The 21,562-nt window shown below is 68.2% G+C and carries 19 protein-coding genes, 3 tRNA genes and 1 pseudogene; 4 read left to right on the forward strand and 19 right to left on the reverse strand.

The genetic code is table 11. The features are described from left to right. Window positions 1-4 precede the first annotated feature (4 nt). The 10 genes from rpoB to M2271_RS07785 all read right to left on the reverse strand — a co-directional run bounded on the left by rpoB (window position 5) and on the right by M2271_RS07785 (window position 10,348). A complete protein-coding gene (gene rpoB / locus M2271_RS07740) occupies window positions 5-3,490 on the reverse strand; it encodes a DNA-directed RNA polymerase subunit beta (RefSeq protein ID WP_280886358.1) in 3,486 nt (1,161 codons plus the stop codon). A 580-nt stretch (window positions 3,491-4,070) separates the two neighbouring features. Then, window positions 4,071-4,451, reverse strand: coding sequence for a 50S ribosomal protein L7/L12 (rplL, locus tag M2271_RS07745; protein WP_280886359.1), 381 nt, complete (start codon window positions 4,449-4,451; stop codon window positions 4,071-4,073). A 124-nt stretch (window positions 4,452-4,575) separates the two neighbouring features. Further along, window positions 4,576-5,106, reverse strand: a complete 531-nt coding sequence (rplJ, locus tag M2271_RS07750; RefSeq protein WP_280886360.1) for a 50S ribosomal protein L10 — start codon at window positions 5,104-5,106, stop codon at window positions 4,576-4,578. Between the two features lie 303 nt (window positions 5,107-5,409). Then, complete coding sequence (locus M2271_RS07755) at window positions 5,410-6,261, reverse strand: DUF1396 domain-containing protein (RefSeq protein ID WP_280886361.1); 852 nt, start codon at window positions 6,259-6,261, stop codon at window positions 5,410-5,412. Between the two features lie 154 nt (window positions 6,262-6,415). Further along, window positions 6,416-7,273: a hypothetical protein gene (locus M2271_RS07760; protein ID WP_280886362.1), complete on the reverse strand. Its 858-nt coding sequence runs from the start codon at window positions 7,271-7,273 to the stop codon at window positions 6,416-6,418. 141 nt (window positions 7,274-7,414) lie between these two features. Further along, window positions 7,415-8,140 carry a 50S ribosomal protein L1 gene (rplA, locus tag M2271_RS07765; protein WP_280886363.1) on the reverse strand — a complete coding sequence of 242 codons (726 nt, stop codon included), beginning with the start codon at window positions 8,138-8,140 and terminating at the stop codon, window positions 7,415-7,417. Window positions 8,141-8,235: 95 nt separating this feature from the next. Then, complete coding sequence (rplK, locus tag M2271_RS07770; protein WP_020132675.1) at window positions 8,236-8,670, reverse strand: 50S ribosomal protein L11; 435 nt, start codon at window positions 8,668-8,670, stop codon at window positions 8,236-8,238. A gap of 206 nt (window positions 8,671-8,876) precedes the next feature. Further along, window positions 8,877-9,797, reverse strand: coding sequence for a transcription termination/antitermination protein NusG (nusG, locus tag M2271_RS07775; RefSeq protein WP_280886364.1), 921 nt, complete (start codon window positions 9,795-9,797; stop codon window positions 8,877-8,879). Between the two features lie 81 nt (window positions 9,798-9,878). Then, window positions 9,879-10,163, reverse strand: coding sequence for a preprotein translocase subunit SecE (secE, locus tag M2271_RS07780; protein ID WP_280886365.1), 285 nt, complete (start codon window positions 10,161-10,163; stop codon window positions 9,879-9,881). 112 nt (window positions 10,164-10,275) lie between these two features. Then, window positions 10,276-10,348: transfer RNA gene (locus tag M2271_RS07785), tRNA-Trp, on the reverse strand. A 249-nt stretch (window positions 10,349-10,597) separates the two neighbouring features. Between M2271_RS07785 and M2271_RS07790 the strand changes: the two genes are divergently transcribed. Together M2271_RS07790 and M2271_RS07795 are read left to right on the forward strand one after the other, a co-directional pair. Then, window positions 10,598-11,824 (forward strand): pyridoxal phosphate-dependent aminotransferase, encoded by a 1,227-nt coding sequence (locus tag M2271_RS07790; protein ID WP_280886366.1) that lies wholly within the window; start codon window positions 10,598-10,600, stop codon window positions 11,822-11,824. Window positions 11,825-11,999: 175 nt separating this feature from the next. Then, window positions 12,000-13,040 carry an adenosine deaminase gene (locus tag M2271_RS07795; RefSeq protein ID WP_280886367.1) on the forward strand — a complete coding sequence of 347 codons (1,041 nt, stop codon included), beginning with the start codon at window positions 12,000-12,002 and terminating at the stop codon, window positions 13,038-13,040. Window positions 13,041-13,121: 81 nt separating this feature from the next. Here the strand turns inward: M2271_RS07795 and M2271_RS07800 are convergent. The 8 genes and pseudogenes from M2271_RS07800 to M2271_RS07835 form a co-directional block, all read right to left on the reverse strand. After that, window positions 13,122-14,195, reverse strand: a pseudogene (locus tag M2271_RS07800) (UDP-N-acetylmuramate dehydrogenase); the annotation flags it as partial. 199 nt (window positions 14,196-14,394) lie between these two features. Further along, entirely contained in the window at window positions 14,395-15,849 is a 1,455-nt protein-coding gene (locus M2271_RS07805; protein ID WP_280886368.1) for an MFS transporter, read from the reverse strand. A 133-nt stretch (window positions 15,850-15,982) separates the two neighbouring features. Next, the gene (locus M2271_RS07810; RefSeq protein WP_280886369.1) at window positions 15,983-16,552 is read right to left on the reverse strand and encodes a TetR/AcrR family transcriptional regulator; all 570 of its coding nucleotides are present in this window, start codon (window positions 16,550-16,552) and stop codon (window positions 15,983-15,985) included. A 178-nt stretch (window positions 16,553-16,730) separates the two neighbouring features. Then, entirely contained in the window at window positions 16,731-17,159 is a 429-nt protein-coding gene (locus M2271_RS07815) for a MaoC family dehydratase (RefSeq protein WP_280886370.1), read from the reverse strand. A gap of 7 nt (window positions 17,160-17,166) precedes the next feature. Further along, window positions 17,167-17,619, reverse strand: a complete 453-nt coding sequence (locus tag M2271_RS07820; RefSeq protein ID WP_280886371.1) for a MaoC family dehydratase N-terminal domain-containing protein — start codon at window positions 17,617-17,619, stop codon at window positions 17,167-17,169. Window positions 17,620-17,727: 108 nt separating this feature from the next. Then, window positions 17,728-17,892, reverse strand: a complete 165-nt coding sequence (rpmG, locus tag M2271_RS07825; protein ID WP_003948671.1) for a 50S ribosomal protein L33 — start codon at window positions 17,890-17,892, stop codon at window positions 17,728-17,730. Between the two features lie 88 nt (window positions 17,893-17,980). Next, a tRNA-Met gene (locus tag M2271_RS07830) sits at window positions 17,981-18,053 on the reverse strand. 45 nt (window positions 18,054-18,098) lie between these two features. Then, a tRNA-Thr gene (locus tag M2271_RS07835) sits at window positions 18,099-18,171 on the reverse strand. 301 nt (window positions 18,172-18,472) lie between these two features. On the opposite strand from M2271_RS07835, the gene M2271_RS07840 reads away from it, so the two are divergent. Beyond that, window positions 18,473-19,768, forward strand: coding sequence for an amidohydrolase family protein (locus M2271_RS07840; RefSeq protein WP_280886372.1), 1,296 nt, complete (start codon window positions 18,473-18,475; stop codon window positions 19,766-19,768). A gap of 282 nt (window positions 19,769-20,050) precedes the next feature. Next, the gene (locus tag M2271_RS07845) at window positions 20,051-20,707 is read left to right on the forward strand and encodes an SDR family oxidoreductase (protein ID WP_280886373.1); all 657 of its coding nucleotides are present in this window, start codon (window positions 20,051-20,053) and stop codon (window positions 20,705-20,707) included. A 457-nt stretch (window positions 20,708-21,164) separates the two neighbouring features. On the opposite strand, the gene M2271_RS07850 is transcribed toward M2271_RS07845, so the two are convergent. Continuing rightward, window positions 21,165-21,377 (reverse strand): hypothetical protein, encoded by a 213-nt coding sequence (locus M2271_RS07850; RefSeq protein WP_280886374.1) that lies wholly within the window; start codon window positions 21,375-21,377, stop codon window positions 21,165-21,167. Window positions 21,378-21,562 lie beyond the last annotated feature (185 nt).

Genomic DNA, 21,562 nt, shown 5'->3' on the forward strand with positions numbered 1-21,562 from the left:
CCCGTCAGACCTCTTCGACGCTGCTCGGCTCACGCCGGGACAGGTCGATGCCAAGCTCCTCCGCAGCGCGGAAGACGTCCTCGTCGGTGTCGCGCATCTCGATGGACATGCCGTCCGAGGACAGCACCTCCACGTTGAGGCACAGGGACTGCATCTCCTTGATGAGCACCTTGAAGGACTCGGGGATGCCGGGCTCGGGGATGTTCTCGCCCTTGACGATGGCCTCGTAGACCTTCACGCGGCCGGTGACGTCGTCGGACTTGATGGTCAGCAGCTCCTGGAGGGCGTAGGCGGCGCCATAAGCCTCAAGCGCCCACACCTCCATCTCACCGAAGCGCTGGCCACCGAACTGGGCCTTACCACCCAGCGGCTGCTGGGTGATCATCGAGTACGGACCGGTCGAACGGGCGTGCAGCTTGTCGTCGACCAGGTGGTGGAGCTTCAGGATGTACATGTAGCCGACCGAGATCGGCTCCGGGAACGGCTCGCCGGAGCGGCCGTCGAACATCCTCGCCTTGCCGGACGGAAGCACCATGCGGTCGCCGTCGCGGTTCGGGATGGTGTGGTTCAACAGACCCGAGAGCTCGTCCTCACGCGCACCGTCGAAGACGGGGGTGGCGACGTTGGTACCCGGGTCGACCTGGTCGGCACCGATGACCTGCAGGCGCTTCGCCCAGTCCTCGCCGAGCCCGGAGACGTCCCAGCCGCGGCTGGCGAGCCAGCCGAGGTGGATCTCCAGCACCTGTCCCGGGTTCATGCGGGACGGCACACCCAGCGGGTTGAGGATGATGTCGACCGGAGTTCCGTCCTCGAGGAACGGCATGTCCTCGATGGGCAGGATCTTCGAGATGACGCCCTTGTTGCCGTGTCGGCCGGCGAGCTTGTCACCGTCCGTGATCTTGCGCTTCTGCGCCACGTAGACCCGAACCAGCTGGTTCACGCCCGGCGGCAGCTCGTCGCCCTCTTCACGGTCGAAGACGCGGACGCCGATGACCTTGCCGATCTCGCCGTGCGGCACCTTCAGCGAGGTGTCGCGCACCTCGCGCGCCTTCTCACCGAAGATCGCGCGGAGCAGGCGCTCCTCGGGGGTCAGCTCGGTCTCACCCTTGGGCGTGACCTTGCCGACGAGGATGTCACCGGCGACGACCTCGGCACCGATACGGATGATGCCGCGCTCGTCGAGGTCGGCGAGGACCTCCTCGGAGACGTTCGGGATGTCCCGGGTGATCTCCTCGGGGCCGAGCTTGGTGTCACGGGCGTCGACCTCGTGCTCCTCGATGTGGATCGAGGAGAGGACGTCGTCCTGCACGAGGCGCTGCGACAGGATGATCGCGTCCTCGTAGTTGTGACCCTCCCACGGCATGAACGCCACGAGCAGGTTCTTGCCCAGCGCCATCTCGCCGTTCTCGGTGGCCGGACCGTCGGCGAGGACCTGGCCCTCGATGAGCCGGTCACCCTCGTTGACGATGACCTTCTGGTTGACCGAGGTGCCCTGGTTGGAGCGCGAGAACTTGGCCAGGCGGTACGTGATGTACGTGCCGTCGTCGTTGGCGGTGGTGATGTAGTCCGCGGAGACCTCCTGGACCACACCGTCCTTCTCGGCCTTGACCACGTCGCCGGCGTCGGCGGCTGAGCGGTACTCCATGCCGGTGCCGACGAGCGGGGCCTCGGACTTGATGAGGGGCACGGCCTGACGCATCATGTTCGCGCCCATGAGGGCACGGTTGGCGTCGTCGTGCTCGAGGAACGGGATCATGGCGGTCGCGACCGACACCATCTGGCGCGGCGAGACGTCCATGTAGTCGACGTCGTCACCGGGGACGTAGTCGACCTCTCCGCCACGACGGCGGACCAGCACGCGGGACTCCTCGAACCGGAACTCGTCGGTCAGCGGGGCGTTGGCCTGCGCGATGACGAAGCGGTCCTCCTCGTCCGCGGTCAGGTAGTCGACCTCGTCGGTGACGACACCGCCGGTGACCCGGCGGTACGGCGTCTCGATGAATCCGAACGCGTTGACCCGCCCGTAGGAGGCCAGCGAGCCGATCAGGCCGATGTTCGGGCCTTCCGGCGTCTCGATCGGGCACATGCGGCCGTAGTGCGACGGGTGCACGTCACGGACCTCGAACCCGGCCCGCTCACGGGAGAGACCACCCGGGCCGAGCGCGTTGAGACGACGCTTGTGCGTCAGGCCCGACAGCGGGTTGTTCTGGTCCATGAACTGGGACAGCTGGCTGGTGCCGAAGAACTCCTTGATGGAGGCGACGACCGGCCGGATGTTGATCAGGGTCTGCGGCGTGATCGCCTCGACGTCCTGCGTGGTCATGCGCTCACGCACGACGCGCTCCATACGGGCGAGACCCGTACGGACCTGGTTCTGGATCAGCTCGCCGACGCTGCGGATACGACGGTTGCCGAAGTGGTCGATGTCGTCGGTCTCGACGATGATCGAACGACCGGACTCGCTGACCGTCTCGGTCTCACCGGCGTGCAGCTTCACCAGGTACTTGATGGTGGCGATGATGTCGTCGGTGGTGAGCACGCCGGCGTTCAGCGGCTCCTCCGCGCCGAGCTTCTTGTTGACCTTGTAGCGGCCGACCTTCGCGAGGTCGTAGCGCTTCGGGTTGAAGTAGAGGTTCTCGAGCAGGGTCTGCGCGGCCTCACGCGTCGGCGGCTCGCCCGGACGCAGCTTGCGGTAGATGTCGAGCAGCGCGTCGTCCTGGCCCTGGGTGTGGTCCTTCTCCAGGGTGGCGCGCATGGACTCGTACTCGCCGAACTCCTCGAGGATCTGCTCGGTCGTCCAACCGAGAGCCTTGAGCAGAACGGTCACGGACTGCTTGCGCTTGCGGTCGATGCGTACACCGACCATGTCGCGCTTGTCGATCTCCATCTCCAGCCAGGCACCCCGGGACGGGATGATCTTGGAGGAGAAGATGTCCTTGTCGGACGTCTTGTCGATCGAGGAGTCGAAGTAGACACCCGGCGAACGGACCAGCTGCGACACCACGACACGCTCGGTGCCGTTGATGACGAAGGTGCCCTTGCCGGTCATGAGCGGGAAATCGCCCATGAAGACCGTCTGGGACTTGATCTCGCCGGTCTCGTTGTTGGTGAATTCGGCCGTCACGAAGAGCGGAGCCGCGTACGTGAAGTCGCGCTCCTTGCACTCATCGATGCTGTTCTTCGGCGGCTCGAAACGGTGGTCGCGGAACGTCAGCGACATCGACCCGGAGAAGTCCTCGATCGGCGAGATCTCCTCGAAGATCTCTTCCAGACCGGACTTGGTGGGGACGTCCTGACCGGATTCCAGAGCCGCCTCGACCCTACTCTGCCAGGCGCTGTTCCCGAGCAGCCAGTCAAAGCTCTCGGTCTGCAGCGCGAGCAGGTTGGGAACCTCAAGCGGCTCCTTGATTTTTGCAAAGGAGATGCGCAGCGGGGCGGTGCTGGCACCGTTGTTCGTATTCGCGGTCGAGGCAGTGCGCGAGGCGGCCAAGAGGGGGTCCTTCCGAGGGCTCGGACTCACTACGCGCGTACCGGTCCCTCTCCCGTGCCCGAGGACAGACTGTGCCTCGCAGGCGGAAGAGCCTGGTCGGAAACGGTCTGTTCATCGATGCTCGGGGGAGAGTATGCCCCTGGTGACGGGCAGGAGGCAGCTAACAGGCAGCGCAAAGGGTCAGTGTAGCCACTTGGCGCACTGATGTCCAGCCCCGATTTTTAAAGACCCTCGTTGTCCTCAACGCCCTTGGCATGCCTGCTCTCAACGCACGTTCATACTGCCCTCTTCGTCGCCGATCCATGCCTCGGATGCGGATCCGTTCTGACGACGCGTCCTGAGAATTGCGCGCTGCGTGCGGTTCGTCAAGGCCCCCTTGCCCGGACCCTGGGCACCCGGCGACACGAACGAAGATCACCATACTCTCCGCATACACGAGAGCACGGTAACCGTGGCCGCCCCTCCAGGAACGCCGAAGAGCGACCACCCGGATGGATGATCGCTCTTCGCTGCCTCAGCGTTACAGCCCTCTCAAAAGGACCGTGTCAGCGGGCTGGAGAGTCCTGCGGACTCCGTGGGGTCACTTGACCTCGACGGAGGCGCCGGCGCCCTTGAGGGACTCGGCGGCCTTCTCGGCGGCGTCCTTGGCGACCTTCTCGAGGACCGGCTTCGGAGCGCCGTCCACGAGGTCCTTGGCCTCCTTCAGACCCAGGGAGGTCAGCTCGCGCACGACCTTGATGACCTGGATCTTCTTCTCGCCGGCGCCGGTGAGGATGACGTCGAACTCGTCCTGCTCCTCCGGGGCCTCGGCAGCGGCGGCCGGGCCGGCGGGGGCGGCGGCGACCGCGGCGGCGGCGGTGACGTCGAACTTCTCCTCGAAGGCCTTCACGAACTCGGAGAGCTCGATGAGGGTCATCTCCTCGAACTGCGCGAGCAGGTCGTCCTGGCTGAGCTTCGCCATGATGGGCGATCCTTCCACTTATTCGGCTGGTGCCGGTATGTACATGTCTGGCGGGCGTACGTTCGGCCCGCTACGACCGCTGCTTCAGGCGTACCTTCAGGCGACGGTCATTTTGCGAGCCGAGTTACTCGGCACCGCCCTGCTCTTCGTGCTTGGCGCGAAGCGCGTCCACGGTACGGACGAGCTTCGACGGGAGCGCCTGGAAGACCTGAGCAGCCTGAGTCTGCTTGCCCTTGAAGGCACCTGCCAGCTTGGAGAGCAGAACCTCGCGGGACTCGAGGTCCGCAAGCTTCTTGATCTCGTCGGCGGACAGCACCTTGCCGTCAAGGACACCGCCCTTGATGACGAGGTTCGGGTTGTCCTTGGCGAAGTCACGAAGACCCTTCGCCGACTCCACCGGGTCACCGGTGACGAAGGCAACTGCCGTCGGACCGTTGAACAGGTCGTCGAGCGTCGAGATCCCGGCCTCGTTGGCCGCAATCTTGGTCAGCGTGTTCTTCACCACGGCGTACTGGGCGTTCTCACCGAGCGAACGGCGCAGCGTCTTGAGCTGCGCCACGGTGAGACCCCGGTACTCGGTCAGCACGGCGGCGTTCGAGCTGCGGAACTGCTCCGCGAGCTCGGCCACCGCGGCAGCCTTGTCGGGCCTTGCCATGAGCGTCGGCCTCCTTCCGGGTGATTTCGACCGCTCGGAAGGGGCTGGGCAAAACGAACGCCCCGGCGCAGGCGCACGGGGCGTAGCTCTACCGGACTTTCGCAGCGTAAGCAGCGACTTCCCGGGAGCACTTCCACATTCACCTACGCGGGTCGTCCGCGAATTTCAGCGGATCCTTCGGCCACCGGGCCCTCTCACGAGTGCACGGCGACGACCAGCGGTCTTTGGCTTCTTCGGAAGAGTACGTGACCGGATCGCCGTCAGGCAAATCCGGCCGTACGACGCTCTGTTCCCGGCGCGCGGCTAGCCGTTCTGGACTTCCTTCATCATCTGGGCCAGGTCCATCGTGTCCTTGGCGGGCGGGGCCGTCACGGTCACGGGCTTGTTGAGGTCGAGGAAGGTGATGGTCATGTCGAGCCGGCCCTTGTCGGCGTCGCCCCGCATGCGGAACTGCTTGGTGTGGTCGTCGCCGTCGACCCACATGTCCATCGTGAGCTTGTCGACACCGAGCTTCTCGTACTGCTTGATGCTCTTCTCGCGCTGCTCGCGGGTGGCCTTGTCCTTGTCCTTCAGGGAGGCCTTGAGATCGGCGAGGGTGACGACACCGGAGTAGCGGGTGGTCTCGGCACCGTCGACGGTCTCGGTGCCGACCTTCTTCACATCCTTGGCGCCGGTGAGGAAGGTGGACTCGGTCGCCGGGTTCTGGTCGGCCTGGCCCGAGCCCGGCGCGCTCTTGCCGAGGCCCTTCCCGCCCAGTGCGGACATGTCGAACTTGAGCCAGCTCTTGCCGCCCATCTCCTTGGCCGCTGCGGCTCCTGCGCCGACGTACATGGCCTTGTCGACCAGCCGGATCTCCGCGGTGCCGTCCTCGCCCTGGTCGAGCGCGGTCATCTTCATGCTCATGGCCATGGTCGGCTTGATGCGCATAGACGCCTCGGCCTTGACCCGTCCCTCCTCGGGGACGCGGCCGGTCATGCGGTAGTGGAGGGACGTGATGTCCTCCGTGTTCTTCGCCGCCTTGGCGACGGCCGCCACCGGCGACATACTCGGCGACTTCTCCGTCCCACAACTCACCGCACCGGCGGCGAGGAGCAGGGCGGCGAGGCCGGCACCCGTGGTTTTACGGCGCACGGAAGCACGTATGGACGACACCATTGATTCCCCCCAAGGAACACACGGACCATTCACAGCAAGGCCGTGAGCCTATCCCAGGTGACGGAGCCCGGCCCGTGAATTCCTGTGGGACACAGGGGATTTGGGTGGCTCAGCGGGCTCATGACCCTCAGGCCCCTCAGGCCCCTCAGGCCCCTCAGGAGGGCGAGGCGTTCTGCTGAGCCAGCAGTTCCCTGAAGTCCCCGGTGTCGTCGGCGGGCGGCTTCTTCGCCAGGACCCGCACGCCGTAGTCGCTGTAGTGGGCGCTCTGGGTCAGCTCGCCGGCCGCCGTCCGGCTCTTCTCGACCTTCTTGACCAGCAGGTCCCGGTCGTCGACCCAGATGTCGACGGTCTCGGCGGTGACGCCGGCCTCCTGGAGCTGCTTCCTCAGCCGGGAGTCGGCGACCTCGCTCACCGCCACCGTGCCGGAGTAGTGCGTGGTGGTCCGCCCGCCGACCTTCTCCTCCCCCACCCTGCGCACGTCCTCCGAGTCCAGCAGCAGCTTCACCGACTGGTTCGGCGTGGTGTTGCGCATCTGGTCGGCGAAGTTCGCGTTCGCGCCGCCGGCGAGGGCCGCGAGATCCCCGTACGCGTACTTGATCCAGTGCTTGCCGCCGGCCTTCTCGGCGAACGCGTCGCCCATCCGCGCGTAGTAGGCGTCGGCCAGGTAGCGGGCCTCCATCGAGGTGATACCGAGCGCGCGCATCGTCTCGGCCGCCGTGCCGCCCGTGTACGTGATGGTGAGGGTGCCGGTGAGGCCGTCGCCCCAGCCGAGGGCGCCGTCGGCCTTCACGGACAGCTGGGTGCCCATGACCGTCGTGGACCGTATCCGGGCCGACTCGGCGCGGTCCGTGGACCGTTCGGCGGAGCGCAGGGCCGTCAGGGAGGCGGTGCTCGCCCCGCGGCTGCCCTCGGGCTTGGCGGAGGACTCGGACGAGGTGCAGGAGTCTGTCCCCGTGAGCGTCGCCGTCAGCACGCCCGCGAGGGCGAGGTGGCGCCCGTTCGTGCACTTCATACGTCCCCCTGTGCCGTTGCCCGTGTCCGCACGCTAACCCAGGGCACGACACCCGCACATGGGAACGGGCCCCGCCCCCGGGAAGGAGGTGCGGGGCCCGTCGCCGACTGTGGCGAGCCGGAGCCGTCAGGCTCGGTCCGATCAGACAGCCGCCGGGTCCTCCTCGACGAGGAGGTTGCGGGTGCGGTTCGAGTCGAGCTGGATGCCGGGGCCGATCGTGGTGCTGAGCACGGCCTTCTTGATGTAGCGACCCTTGGCGGCGGACGGCTTCAGGCGGAGGATCTCCTCCAGGGCCGCGCCGTAGTTCTCCACCAGCTGGGTGTCGTCGAAGGACGACTTGCCGATGATGAAGTGCAGGTTCGAGTGCTTGTCGACGCGGAACTCGATCTTGCCGCCCTTGATCTCGGTCACGGCCTTGACCACGTCCGGGGTCACGGTGCCGGTCTTCGGGTTCGGCATCAGACCACGCGGGCCGAGGACGCGGCCGAGGCGGCCGACCTTGCCCATGAGGTCCGGGGTGGCGACGACGGCGTCGAAGTCCAGACGGCCCTTCGCCACCTCGTCGATGAGCTCGTCGGAGCCGACGATGTCGGCGCCCGCGGCGGTCGCGGCCTCGGCACGGTCACCGGTCGCGAAGACCAGGACCCGGGCGGTCTTACCGGTGCCGTGCGGGAGGTTCACGGTGCCACGGACCATCTGATCGGCCTTGCGCGGGTCGACACCCAGACGGAAGGCGACCTCGACGGTGCCGTCGAACTTGGACGTGGAGGTCTCCTTGGCGAGACGGACGGCCTCGAGCGGGGCGTACAGCTTCTCCCGGTCGATCTTGGCGTCCGCAGCGCGGAGAGCCTTGCTGCGCTTGCTCACAACTGCTCCTGGGGGTTCTGAAGGAGGCGTGGTACGGGCCGAGCAGGCCCTGCCACGTGCGGCTTCTCAGCCGCATGGTTCTACGAAGGTGCGGTTCAGCCCTCGACCGTGATGCCCATGGAACGGGCGGTGCCGGCGATGATCTTCGACGCGGCGTCCAGATCGTTGGCGTTCAGGTCGGGAAGCTTGGTCGTGGCGATCTCACGGACCTGCGCCTCGGTGATCTTGGCGACCTTGGTCTTGTGCGGCTCGCCCGAGCCCTTCTCGACACCGGCGGCCTTGAGGATCATCTTCGCGGCCGGCGGCGTCTTGGTGATGAAGGTGAAGGAGCGGTCCTCGTAGACCGTGATCTCCACCGGGATCACCCAGCCACGCTGCGACTCGGTCGCGGCGTTGTAGGCCTTGCAGAACTCCATGATGTTGACGCCGTGCTGACCGAGCGCGGGGCCGACCGGCGGGGCCGGGTTCGCCGCACCGGCGTTGATCTGGAGCTTGATGAGCCCCGTGACCTTCTTCTTCTTGGGAGGCATGGCTCTCCGGGTCCTTTCGAATCGGGTGCGCCTCCGCCCGGGTCGCGTCCCGGATGAAGGCATACCGCACAACGATAACGGGTATAGATGCGCGGCCAAAAACCGAGCAGGTCAGACAGGCTTTGACAGCCCGTCTGACCTGGTCGGAAGCGTTGGTCCAGAAGCCCTTCGGAGGTCTGGTTCCTGGAGGGCTGGTCCCTGGAGGGCTAGTTCTTCTGGATCTGGTCGAAGGACAGCTCGACCGGCGTCTCTCGACCGAAGATCTCCACGAGACCCTTGACCTTCTTCGAGTCGGCGTTGATCTCGTTGATGGTCGCCTGCAGCGTGGCGAACGGGCCGTCGGTGACGGTGACCGAGTCGCCCACCTCGAAGTCCAGCACCTGGACCTCGACCTTGCGGGCCGGAGCGGGCCTGCCTTCGGCCTCGGCGGCGTCGCGAGCGGCCTTCTCCTCGGCCTCCGGGGCGAGCATCTTGACGATCTCGTCCAGGGTCAGCGGGTAGGGGTCGTAGGCGTTGCCCACGAAGCCGGTGACGCCGGGGGTGTTGCGGACGACGCCCCAGGACTCGTTCGTCAGGTCCATGCGCACCAGTACGTAGCCGGGGAGCTTGTTCTGACGGATGGTCTTGCGCTCGCCGTTCTTGATCTGCGCGACCTCTTCCTGCGGCACCTCTGCCTGGAAGATGTAGTCCTCGACGTTCAGGGAGACCGCGCGCTGCTCCAGGTTGGTCTTCACGCGGTTCTCGTAGCCGGCGTACGTGTGGATGACGTACCACTCGCCGGGGAGGGCGCGCAGTTCCTCGCGCAGGGCGGTGACAGGGTCGACGGGCTCGGCGGCCGGCTCTTCTTCCTCGACCGGCTCTTCGCCCTCGACCGGCTCTTCGTCCTCCGCCTCGTCCGCTCCCTCGGCGTCGTCGTCGGTGCCCTCGGCGGCGTCGCCGTCCTCGTCCTCGGCGGCGTCCTCGGCGTGGAGCGCGGCTTCCTCAGCGGGCTCGCCCGCCTCGGCGTCGGCAGCCTCGACCTCGTCCAGGTCCTCGTCCGCGCCCTCGACGATGTCGAGCTCGTCATCCACGGACTCGACGTCCTGTCCGTGTGGCTCGATGGCGTCGTTCAGGTTCTGGTCAGACACGGTGGCTGCTTCTTCCTGGATACATAGGGGTGGAACATGCGAAAAGGGGCGCCGGTAACCGCGGCGCCCTTCGCTCCGTGCTCAGCCGAATACGTACTTGGCCGCGTGGTTGAGCCCATAGTCAATCACGGTCACCAGGCCGATCATCACGATCACGAAGACGATCACCACGGTCGTGTACGTCGTCAGCTGCCCGCGCGACGGCCAGACGACCTTGCGGAGCTCCGCGACGATCTGGCGGTAGAACAATGCGAGACGCTTCAGCGGGCCCTTCTTGGCTCGCTTGCCGCCCTTACGAGTCTTCTTCGACTCCGGCGCCTCGTCCTGGGCGTCAGGCGTGTCGATGGAGCCCACGGCGTCCGCCATTCGTCCTCACCTGTTCCCGGGTCGTGGCCGTGCCGCGCCCGGTCTGAGCCGCACGGCGGTGCATTACTGTACGTACATGCGCGCACACATCCTGGCGAAGGTGCGTGTATAGCAGGGCCGGAGGGACTTGAACCCCCAACCGCTGGTTTTGGAGACCAGTGCTCTACCAATTGAGCTACGACCCTTTGTGTGTCCCCCAACGTACCGCATCCGACCGAATGCTCGGTGTGCACCGGTCGAGCGCAGCCCGGTGAAGGCCAACGAGGTGAGAGTGTACGTGTTCCACGGCCGGTCGTCGAACAGAAAGCGCCCGTAGGGGCGTTGTCCACGGAAGATCGCCCAGCGTGCGGCCCGAATCCGGATGGTTGTTCAGCGCTTGTTCAGTCCGTGAAACCCATGTGCCGGGCAGGTTTCCGGTCTGAAACGATGGGCCCATGAGCCCTGCAACCCCTCCCACCGAGCGCCGGGTCTCCGCCCGAGTCGGCGCGATCTCCGAATCCGCCACTCTCGCTGTGGACGCCAAGGCCAAGGCCCTCAAGGCCGCCGGGCGGCCGGTGATCGGCTTCGGCGCCGGTGAGCCCGACTTCCCGACCCCGGACTACATCGTCGAGGCGGCCGTCGAGGCCTGCAAGAACCCGAAGTACCACCGCTACACCCCGGCGGGCGGTCTGCCCGAGCTGAAGGCCGCGATCGTCGCGAAGACGCTGCGTGACTCGAACTACGAGGTCGACGCGTCGCAGATCCTCGTCACCAACGGCGGCAAGCAGGCCATCTACGAGGCCTTCGCCGCGATCCTCGACCCGGGCGACGAGGTCATCGTCCCGGCGCCGTACTGGACGACGTACCCGGAGTCGATCCGGCTGGCCGGCGGTGTCCCGGTGGAGGTCGTCGCGGACGAGACGACCGGCTACCGGGTCTCCGTCGAGCAGCTGGAGGCGGCCCGCACCGAGAAGACGAAGGTCGTCCTCTTCGTGTCGCCGTCGAACCCGACCGGCGCCGTCTACAGCGGGGCCGAGGCCGAGGCGATCGGCCGCTGGGCCGTCGAGCACGGCCTGTGGGTGCTGACCGACGAGATCTACGAGCACCTGGTCTACGGCGACGCGACGTTCACCTCGCTGCCCGCGATCCTGCCGGAGCTGCGTGACAAGTGCATCGTCGTCAACGGCGTCGCGAAGACGTACGCGATGACGGGCTGGCGGGTCGGCTGGATCATCGGCCCGAAGGACGTGGTGAAGGCCGCGACGAACCTTCAGTCGCACGCCACGTCGAACGTGTCGAACGTGGCCCAGGTCGCGGCGCTGGCCGCCGTGTCGGGTGGTCTGGACGCCGTCGCGGAGATGCGTGAGGCCTTCGACCGCCGCCGCAAGACCGTCGTGCGCATGCTCAACGAGATCGACGGCGTGATCTGCCCTGAGCCCGAGGGCGCGTTCTACGCCTACCCCTCGGTGAAGGCGCTGATCGGCAAGGAGATCCGCGGCAAGCGGCCGCAGGACACGGTCGAGCTGGCCGCGCTGATCCTGGAGGAGGCCGAGGTCGCGGTCGTTCCGGGCGAGGCTTTCGGTACGCCGGGGTACCTGCGGCTGTCGTACGCGCTAGGCGACGAGGACCTCGTCGAGGGCGTGAGCCGGATCCAGAAGCTCCTGGCGGAGGCGCAGGACTGAGTTCCGTACCGTCCCTCACAGGGCCTTGCCTACGGATTTTCGTAGGTGGGGCCCTGTTTTCTCGTGAGCGAGTCCCGGTTTTTTCGTAGGTGGGGCGCTGCTTTGTTTGTGCGAGCAAGACCACTAAAGGGGAAAGCGCTACCGGTGGGGCCGGGACGTACGGCAGGATCTTCGAATGGAGCGTGTACGTGATGTCTCTGAGCTGCCCAAAGCCCATCTGCACCTGCACTTCACCGGGTCGATGCGGCCCACCACCCTGCTGGAGCTGGCCGACAAGTACGGCGTGCGCCTGCCCGAGGCGCTCACGGATGCGCTGACCCGCGGGGAGTCGCCGAAGTTGCGGGCCACGGACGAGCGGGGCTGGTTCCGCTTCCAGCGGTTGTACGACGCGGCGCGGTCCTGCCTCAGAGAGCCCGAGGACATCCAGCGTCTGGTGCGGGAGGCGGCCGAGGAGGACGTGCGGGACGGCTCGGGCTGGCTGGAGATCCAGGTGGACCCGACGTCGTACGCCCCGCGCCTGGGCGGGCTGATCCCGGCGCTGGAGATCATCCTGGACGCGGTGGACTCGGCGATGCGGGAGACCGGGCTCGGGATGCGGGTCCTGATCGCGGCGAACCGTATGAAGCATCCGCTGGATGCGCGGACGCTGGCCCGGCTGGCGGTGCGGTACGCGGACCGCGGGGTGGTCGGCTTCGGTCTGTCGAACGACGAGCGCCGGGGCATGGCGCGGGACTTCGACCGCGCGTTCGCGATCGCGCGGGAGGGCGGCCTCTTGTCGGCCCCGCACGGCGGTGAGCTGACCGGTCCGGCGTCGGTACGGGACTGTCTCGACGACCTGCACGCGCACCGCATCGGCCACGGCGTGCGGGCGGCGGAGGACCCGCGGCTGCTGAAGCGCCTCGCGGACCGGGGCGTGACATGCGAGGTGTGTCCGGCGTCGAACGTGGCCCTGGGTGTCTACGAGAAGCCGGAGGACATCCCTCTGCGCACCCTCTTCGAAGCGGGCGTCCCCATGGCCCTGGGCGCCGACGACCCCCTCCTGTTCGGCTCCCGGCTGGCGGCCCAGTACGCGATCGCACGAGAGCACCACGGTTTCACGGACCAGGAACTGGCGGAACTGGCGCGGCAGTCGGTACGGGCCTCGGCGGCGCCTGAGGACGTGCGGGCCAAGCTGTTGTCGGGGGTCGACGACTGGCTCAGCGGGTCGCCCACGTGAGGTGAGGGCGGGTGAGTGGGAGTGGAGCGGGAGTGGAGCGGGGCCGGCTAGAGGGGGTGGGAGTGGTGCCGGCCCGTGGCCTCAGAGGCTGACGCCGACCGTGACCGGCTCGTTGACCAGGGTGACGCCGAAGGCTTCGTGGACGCCTGTCACGACCTCGCGGGCCAGGGCGAGGAGGTCTTCCGTAGTGGCCGTGCCGCGGTTGGTGAGGGCGAGGGTGTGCTTGGTGGAGATGCGGGCGGGACCCGTGCCGTAGCCCTTGGTGAAGCCGGCCTTGTCGATGAGCCAGGCGGCGGAGGTCTTCGTGTGGCCCTCCCCCGCGGGGTACGCGGGCGGCTCGACGTCTGTGCCCAGTCGCTGCTTCACGCGCGCGTGGAAGGCGCCGAACTCGTCATCGGTGAGGATCGGGTTGGTGAAGAAGGAACCGGCGGACCAGGTGTCGTGGTCCTCGGGGTCCAGAACCATGCCCTTGCCGGAGCGCAGTTTGAGGACGGTCTCGCGGGCCGCGTCCAGGGGGGCGCGGTCGCCGGGCTCGACGCCGAGGGCGCGAGCGGTCTCGGCGTACTTGATCGGGCCGGAGAGACCGTCGGCGTCTTCCAGGGCGAAGCGGACGCGCAGGACGACATAGCGCTGCGGGTCGGCCTTGAAGCGGCTGTGGCGGTAGGAGAAGGCGCACTGCTCGTTGGTGAGGGTGACCGTGTCGTGGGTGGTGCGGTCGTAGGCGACCACTTCGGTGATCGTCGAAGAGACCTCCTGGCCGTAGGCGCCGACGTTCTGGATGGGGGTCGCGCCGGCCGAGCCGGGGATGCCGGCGAGGCACTCGACGCCGGCGAGTCCTTGTTCGACGGTGCGGGCGACAGCGTCGGTCCACACCTCGCCTGCGGCGAGCTCCAGGTGGGTGCCGTGAAGGGTGAAGCCTTTGGTGGCGATGACGAGTGCGGTGCCTTCGAAGCCCTGGTCGCCGATGACCAGGTTGGAGCCGCCGCCGATGAGGAGAAGCGGGGTTCCGGTGTCGTCGGCCTCGCGGACGGCTGCGATCACCTCGGCGTCGGTCGTCGCGGTGACCAGCCGGGTCGCGGGGCCACCCAGCCGGAAGGTGGTCAGTGGGGCGAGGAGGGCGTCGTGGAGTACCTGCACGCGCTCAAGACTACGAGACGGGTGCGTGAGGGTCGGTGGGGGCGGGGCGGGTTGGGGTGGGGTGGGGTGCGGGTGTCTGCGGCGCCTGTGGGGGTGCGGTGGGGGTACGCGGGGGTGTGCATAGCGCCTGTGGGTGGGGAGCGAGGTCCAGGGCTTGGGCGGGAGCTTGGGGCATGCCGAAACGGCCCCGCCTGTTCGGCGGGGCCGTTTCATGGGGTCAGCCGGAGACTGTTTCGAGCGTGGGCTCAGGCTTCGGGGCCGACTCGGAAGACGTCGGAGACTGAGGCGGTACGGGGTGGCGTCGACCCGGGATCAGCAAGGCGGCGACTCCCGCGAGAGCGACCAGGGCCGCCCCCGTGACCAGCGCCGGCCGGAGCCCGTCCACGAAGGCCTGCCCGCTCTCGTAGCCGCCCTGGGCTGAGAAGACCGACGCCATGATGGCGATACCGAGGGCGCCACCGATCTCGCGCAGGGCGTTGTTCGCGCCGGAGGCGATGCCCTGTTCGTGGGGGCGAACGCTGGACATCACCAGGTTGGAGGCGGGCGCGAAGAAGAGGGCCATGCCGATGCCGCTCATGATCAGGCCGGGGAGTTGGCTGGCGTAGGACGCGTCCGCGGTGGCCACGGAGGCCATGTAGCCGAGTCCTGCCGCCTGGAGGAAGAGGCCCGCGGCGACGACCGGACGGCCGCCGATGCGGTCGGAGAGGATGCCGGCGATCGGGGCGACCAGCATCGGCATACCGGTCCAGGGCAGCATCCGCAGCCCCGCCTCCGTGGGTGAGTAGCCGAGCACGCCCTGCATGTACTGGCTGAGCAGGAAGATCGAGCCGAACATCCCGAGGAACATCAGCAGGCTCGCCGCGTTGATCCCGGAGAAGGCGCGGGAGCGGAACAGCCGCATCGGCAGCATGGGGTTCTTGGCGCGGGTGCTGTAGAGCACGAACGCGACCAGCAGCGCACCTCCGGTGAGCAGGCCCGTCAGCACCAGGGGATTGGTCCAGCCCTCGGCGGGGCTGCGGACAAGGCCGTACACGATGCCGAACAGACCACCGCTGGCGAGCAGCGTGCCGGGGATGTCGAGCCGGGCGCCGGTGCCGTACGACTCGGCGAGGCGCAGTCGGGCGAGCGGCAGCAGGACGATGCCCAGCGGCACGTTCAGCCAGAAGATCCACTGCCACGATATGTGTTCGGTGAGGCTGCCGCCGATCAGTGGACCGGAGGCGACCGCGAGTCCGTTGACGGCGCCCCAGATGCCGTACGCCATCCCGCGTTTGGCGGCGGGCACGGCGGCCGTCAGCAGGGTGAGGGTCAGGGGCATCATGATCGCCGCACCGACGCCCTGGATCGCCCGGGCGGCGATGAGGGAGTCGATGCCGGGCGCCAGGGCCGCGGCAGCGGACGAGACGGTGAAGACCGTGATGCCGACGAGGAAGAGCCGGCGTCGCCCGAAGCGGTCACCGAGGGCCGCGCCGAACATGAGGAGGACGGCGAAGGTGAGGGTGTAGGCGCTCACCGTCCATTCCAGGTCGTGCAGTGCTCCGCCGAGATCTTCGCGGATGGAGGGCAGGGCGGTGGTGACGACGAGGTTGTCCAGGGCCGCCATGAATCCGGCGACGCTGGTGATGACGAGTGCCCAGGCCGCTCCCCCGCGGCTTGAGATCTGCTGTGACATGACTCCCCCAGAGGTTGTCACTGATTTATTCGATGGTCGGTGGTTGGCGATCGGTGGTTGATGATGTAGTTAGTTATTGATTACTAAGTTTTGTGATCAGAAGAGGAGGAGCGCATCGACATTCCCGCAGGCGTTACGGCTTGACCAGGTTCTCCAGGCGCGCCGACACGAACATGTTCTCCCAGACCCGGTGGTCGGGCGGAAAGCCCATGGCCACCAGGGAGTTGATGAGCATGCCGCACGCCATGAAGGTCGTCGTCTCGTCCACGTCCGCGCCCAGCAGCAGGTGGACGGTGTCCCACAGTCGCATCCAGCCACCCCGCACGACCTCTCCGAACTCATGGTCGCCGGCCTGCGTGGCGGCACCTACGGTGACGTGCATCTGCATCTGCATCAGCAGCCGCTCGGGCTGCTCCGCGATGACCGTGGTGTACGTGTTCGCCATGGCACGCAGGGCCTCTTCGCCCTCCAATCCCTGGGCGGCCTCCTCGAACATGCGGATGGTGTCCTCGATACAGCGCTCCGCCACGGCGAGGAAGATCGCCTGCTTGCCCGGGAAGAGGCGGAAGAGGTACGGCTGCGAGACGCCGACACGCTTGGCGATCACCTCGGTCGAGGTGCCGTAGTAGCCGCCGCGGGCGAACTCGGTAGTCGCCGCGCGGATGACGCTCTCGCGCCTCTCTTCTGCGCTCATCCTGACCATGCGACTAAGTTAGTACTCAATCACTAACTTGGTCAAGCCCGGGGGAGCCCTTGCCGCATCGGGATGCGTTCATGCCGGTCGGGAGTTTCGGGGTTTTTTTGTTACGGGTAAGGGGCGCCCACATGGTGGGGCGCCCCTTACCCACGGCGGGGAAATCCCGGGAAATCCCACTGAGCTCTCAGGCCAGTCGTACGACCGCCCGTGACATCCCCAGCACCTTCTGTCCGGCACTGGTCGCCGTGAGGTCCACGCGGACCGTGTGATCGTCGAGCTTGGCCGCGACCTTGGCACTGACCTCGATCAGGGCGCCCTGGCCGTCGTTCGGGACGACGACGGGCCTGGTGAAGCGGACGCCGTACTCGACGACCGCGCCGGGGTCTTCGGTCCAGTCGGTGACCACGCGGATCGCCTCGGCCATGGTGAACATGCCGTGCGCGATGACGTCCGGCAGCCCGACCTCCTTGGCGAACTTCTCGTTCCAGTGGATCGGATTGAAGTCCCCGGAGGCGCCCGCGTACCGGACCAGGGTGTCGCGGGTCACGGGGAAGGACTGGGCGGGCAGTTCGGTGCCGACCTCGACGTCGTCGTAGGCGATCTTCGCCGTCATCGAATACTCACGCCCCCTCGGCCGCACGGGCGACCAGCTTGGTCCAGGCGGTCACGACGTGCTCGCCGACCTCGTCGTGGACCTCGCCGCGGATGTCCAGGATGTCGTTGCCGGCCATGGACTTGATGCCCTCGATGGTCGAGGTGACGGTGAGCCGGTCACCGGCGCGCACGGGGCGGACGTAGGAGAACTTCTGGTCGCCATGCACCACGCGGCTGTAGTCCAGGCCCAGCTGCGGGTCCTCGACGACCTGTCCGGCGGCCCTGAAGGTGATGGAGAACACGAAGGTCGGCGGGGCGATCACCTCAGGATGGCCGAGCGCCTTGGCGGCCTCCGGGTCCGTGTACGCCGGGTTGGCATCCCCGACCGCCTGGGCGAACTCGCGGATCTTCTCCCGGCCCACCTCGTAGGGTGCGGTGGGCGGATAGGTCCGCCCCACGAAGGACTGGTCGAGCGCCATGGCCCGGCACCTCCTGATGTCTGCTGCGGTTGACCGGCCGGTAACCAGGACCCGAACGACGCGAGGCCGCCCCCAAACTGCGGGGGCGGCCTCGTGTACGAGCCTGTTTCAGCGCGTTTCGCGGTGCGCAGTGTGCGCGTTGCAACGCGGGCAATGCTTCTTCATCTCCAGTCGGTCCGGGTTGTTACGCCGGTTCTTCTTGGTGATGTAGTTCCGCTCCTTGCACTCCACGCAGGCCAGCGTGATCTTTGGGCGGACGTCGGTGGCAGCCACGTGAGTGCTCCTTGACGGGCGGGTAGGACTATTGACACATAGAAGAGTAGCCGATCGAAGGACCGACCCCACAATCGGCTACTGTCAGTAGCGGTGACCGGACTTGAACCGGTGACACAGCGATTATGAGCCGCTTGCTCTACCGACTGAGCTACACCGCTGAGATGCGATCAGCCCCGCCTGTCGGCGAGAACCTTTCACACCAGAGCCCCAATACGGAATCGAACCGTAGACCTTCTCCTTACCATGGAGACGCTCTGCCGACTGAGCTATTGGGGCGAGCGATGAAGACATTACACGCTCGGCCGCCGTTCACCCAAATCCGTTTCGCGGGTCCTGGCACGGCCTGTTCCGCGCTCCATTCCGCGCTCCTCCCAGGAGCCCCGCAGGTCCCTCCGCATGGCGGACCACACCGATACGACTATTGCGCTCCTCCCCGTTGTGACCTTGTCCTCACCCTAGGCTCGAGTCACTCTGTGTGATCTTGCGTCCTCTTGTGCGGTCCCCGAGCCGCGCGGTCTCCGAGTTCGCACGGCCCCCGAGTTCGCGCGGTCCCCGATCCCCGAGCCCTTGGAGCGTGATGCCCGACAACCAGCCGCAGCCGCCCCACTCGTCGTCAGGTTCCTCCGGCTCCGGCTCCGCATCCGATCCCTCCCCCACCGATGGGGCCGCTCTCCTGCTGTGCGGGGCGCGTCTCGCCGACGGCCGGACCGTCGACGTACGGCTGGTCGGCGGGCGCATCGAGGCGGTCGGTACGGCCGGGAGTCTCGCGGCGGTCGGCACGCGCGCGTGCGGCCCGCGGGTGGACCTCGGCGGCTATCTGCTCCTGCCTGCCCCTGCCGAGCCGCATGCCCACGGCGACACCGCGCTGTCGGCCGACGGCGAGGGACCGGTCTCGTACGACGCCCACGACGTCCAGCGCCGGGCCACGGAGGCCGCTCTGCTGCAACTCGGGCACGGGGCCACGGCGGTGCGGGCTCATGTGCGCGTGGGGGATGTGCAGGGGCTCGGCGCGCTGGCCGCCGTTCTGCAGGCCCGCCGCTCGCTGCGCGGACTGACCGAGCTGACGACGGTGGCGATGCCGAGGATGCTGACCGGGGTGGCCGGGGCCGAGGGCCTGGCGATGCTGCGGGACGCGCTGAAGATGGGCGCCTCTGTGGTGGGCGGCTGTCCGGACCTGGACCCTGATCCGACGGGCTATGTGGAGGCGGTCCTGGAAGTGGCCTCCGAGCAAGGCTGCCCGGTCGATCTGCACACCGACGCCACCGATCCCGCGCGGCTCGCCCGACTCGCAGCGATGGCCGGCGGGTTGCGTCCCGGCGTGACACTCACGCCGTGCGGCGGCCTGGCGCGGCTGCCCACCGAGGTGGCCGGTCGGACCGCCGACCAACTCGCGGCGGCCGGTGTGGCGGTGGTGTGCGTGCCCCAGGGCGGCTGCGGGGGCGTGGAGTGGCGGGGCACGGCTCCGGTACGGCTGCTGCGCGCAGCCGGGGTGCGGGTGGCCGCCGGAAGTGGCGCCCTGAGGGACGTGTCGAATCCCGTGGGGCGTGGCGATCCCGTGGAGGCCGCCTACCTGCTGGCCTCCCGCCACGGCCTGCGGCCCGAGGACGCGTACGAGGCGGTGAGCGCGTCCGCGCGGGCGGTGCTGGGCCTGGCGGAGGTGCGGGTGGAGGCGGGCTTCCCCGCCGAGCTGCTGGCGGTGCGGGGCGATCGGCTGGCCGGGGTGTTGTCGCTGGCGTACAGCCGGATCGTGATCCATCGGGGGCGCGTGGTGGCTCGGACGAGTGCGGTGCGGGAGTACTACAACTCGGCTGCGGCGACGGAGTTGGGGCTGCCGAGGCAGGGGCGGGGGCGGGGGCGGGGGGAGGTGACGTAGGGCGGGGAGAGTGGGGCGGTACGCCGGAACGTGCGCCCCTTTAGGTGTGCTCTTGGAGTGTGCGCCTGGCGCTCTCTTGCCGCGCCGATCACGCGCTCTATGCGCCTCTCGCGCCCCCTCGGGATCGCGCGCTCGGCGCCGGCGCGGAAGAGCAGGTGCGGAAGAACTGTGCGTTCGGCGTGGGTAACCCGTGTGTGACCCACGCCTGCCTCGGGTGCGCGTCCGTGAGGCGTGGCCGGAGTCGTGCGGCGGATGCGGCCGTGCGGGCGTACGGTCGGAAACATGCGCATTGTCATCGCTGGTGGTCATGGTCAGATCGCGCTGCGGCTGGAGCGGTTGCTCGCCGCGCGCGGGGACGAGGTCGCGGGGGTCGTCCGCCGTGCCGAACAGGGCGACGACCTGCGGCAGGTCGGGGCCGAACCGGTGCTGCTGGACCTGGAGTCGGCCTCGGTCGAGGAGGTCGCGGAGCGGCTGCGGGGGGCGGACGCCGTGGTCTTCGCGGCGGGCGCCGGCCCGGGCAGCGGAGTGACGCGCAAGGACACCGTGGACCGGGGCGCGGCGGTCTTGTTCGCGGACGCGGCGGTCCGGGCGGGCGTGCGGCGCCATGTGGTCGTGTCGTCCATGGGCGCGGATGCGGCGCGCGAAGGCGATGAGGTCTTCGACGTGTATCTACGGGCCAAGGGCGAGGCCGACACGTATGTGCGCGGTCTGGTCGGACTGGACTGGACGATCCTGCGCCCGGGTTCACTGACCAACGACGCCGGCACCGGTCTCGTACGGCTGGAGGCGCACACGGGCCCTGGCGCGATCCCGCGCGACGACGTGGCCGCCGTACTGGCGGAGTTGCTGGACACGCCCGCGACGGCCGGTCTGGTCCTGGAGCTGGTCGGCGGATCGACCCCGGTGTCGGTGGCGGTCAAGTCGGTGGCCGGGAACTGAGGTCGGCCACCGAGGGGGTACCGGCGGCGCGGGAGGCGCTGCTGCGGCGGATGTACGAGGTCTTCTCGACCGACGAGCGGGACGCGTTCGTCCCGCACCGCCTGGCACCGGGTGCGGACTGGCCGAACGTGCTGGAGGGGGTCCGGCTGCACGGCCGTGCCGCGGCGTCGCGCCTACTGGGCGCGGCGGTTCGCGGTCGGCTGTCCCCTCGCATGACTGGAAGGGCTACAGCTCGACGAGGACGGCGAGGCGGTCGTGGCGGCAGTGGCGGGGTGGTGGTGGCGACGACGGTGAACGTACGACAGGGCATGCGGGTCGGGGACGGGGAGCACGGGGGGCGGGACGGTCGAGCATGCATACCGGTTCGGTGAGGACGGGGGGCTGGTGGACGTGGACGGATGTGCGAGCCCGGCCCCAGAATTCGTGGACCCGCCCGTCGTCCGCCCGTGAATTCAGCCTAGAACAGCGGAAGTTGGCCGGGAAACTCGGGGATCGCGTACCCGTCCAGCGTGGGCTGAGCCGCCCCGAGGTCTGCCGGCCGCCGGGAGCCGTGACAGGAGACGAGTTCGCCGCTGTCGCGTGCGCCGGGCGGGTCGTGCCGGGCGAAACGTCCGGCGACGACGGCGATCTCGCGACGGCATTCGGGGCAGTGTCTGCGACGCGTGGACATGGGGTCAGTGTGCCCCGCCCTGCGCGCGAATCCCTCGCGCACGTTTCGGCGCCGTCGGCACGCGGTCGGTGTGGCCGGCGCACGGTCGGTGCGGCCGGCGCACGGTCGGTGCGGCCGGCGCACGGTCGGTGTGGTCGGCGCACGGTCGGTGTGGTCGGAACGCGTGCGGTCCTCACGCGTTCCCC

This window comes from Streptomyces sp. LBL, from assembly GCF_029893585.1.
Taxonomy (GTDB): Bacteria; Actinomycetota; Actinomycetes; order Streptomycetales; family Streptomycetaceae; genus Streptomyces.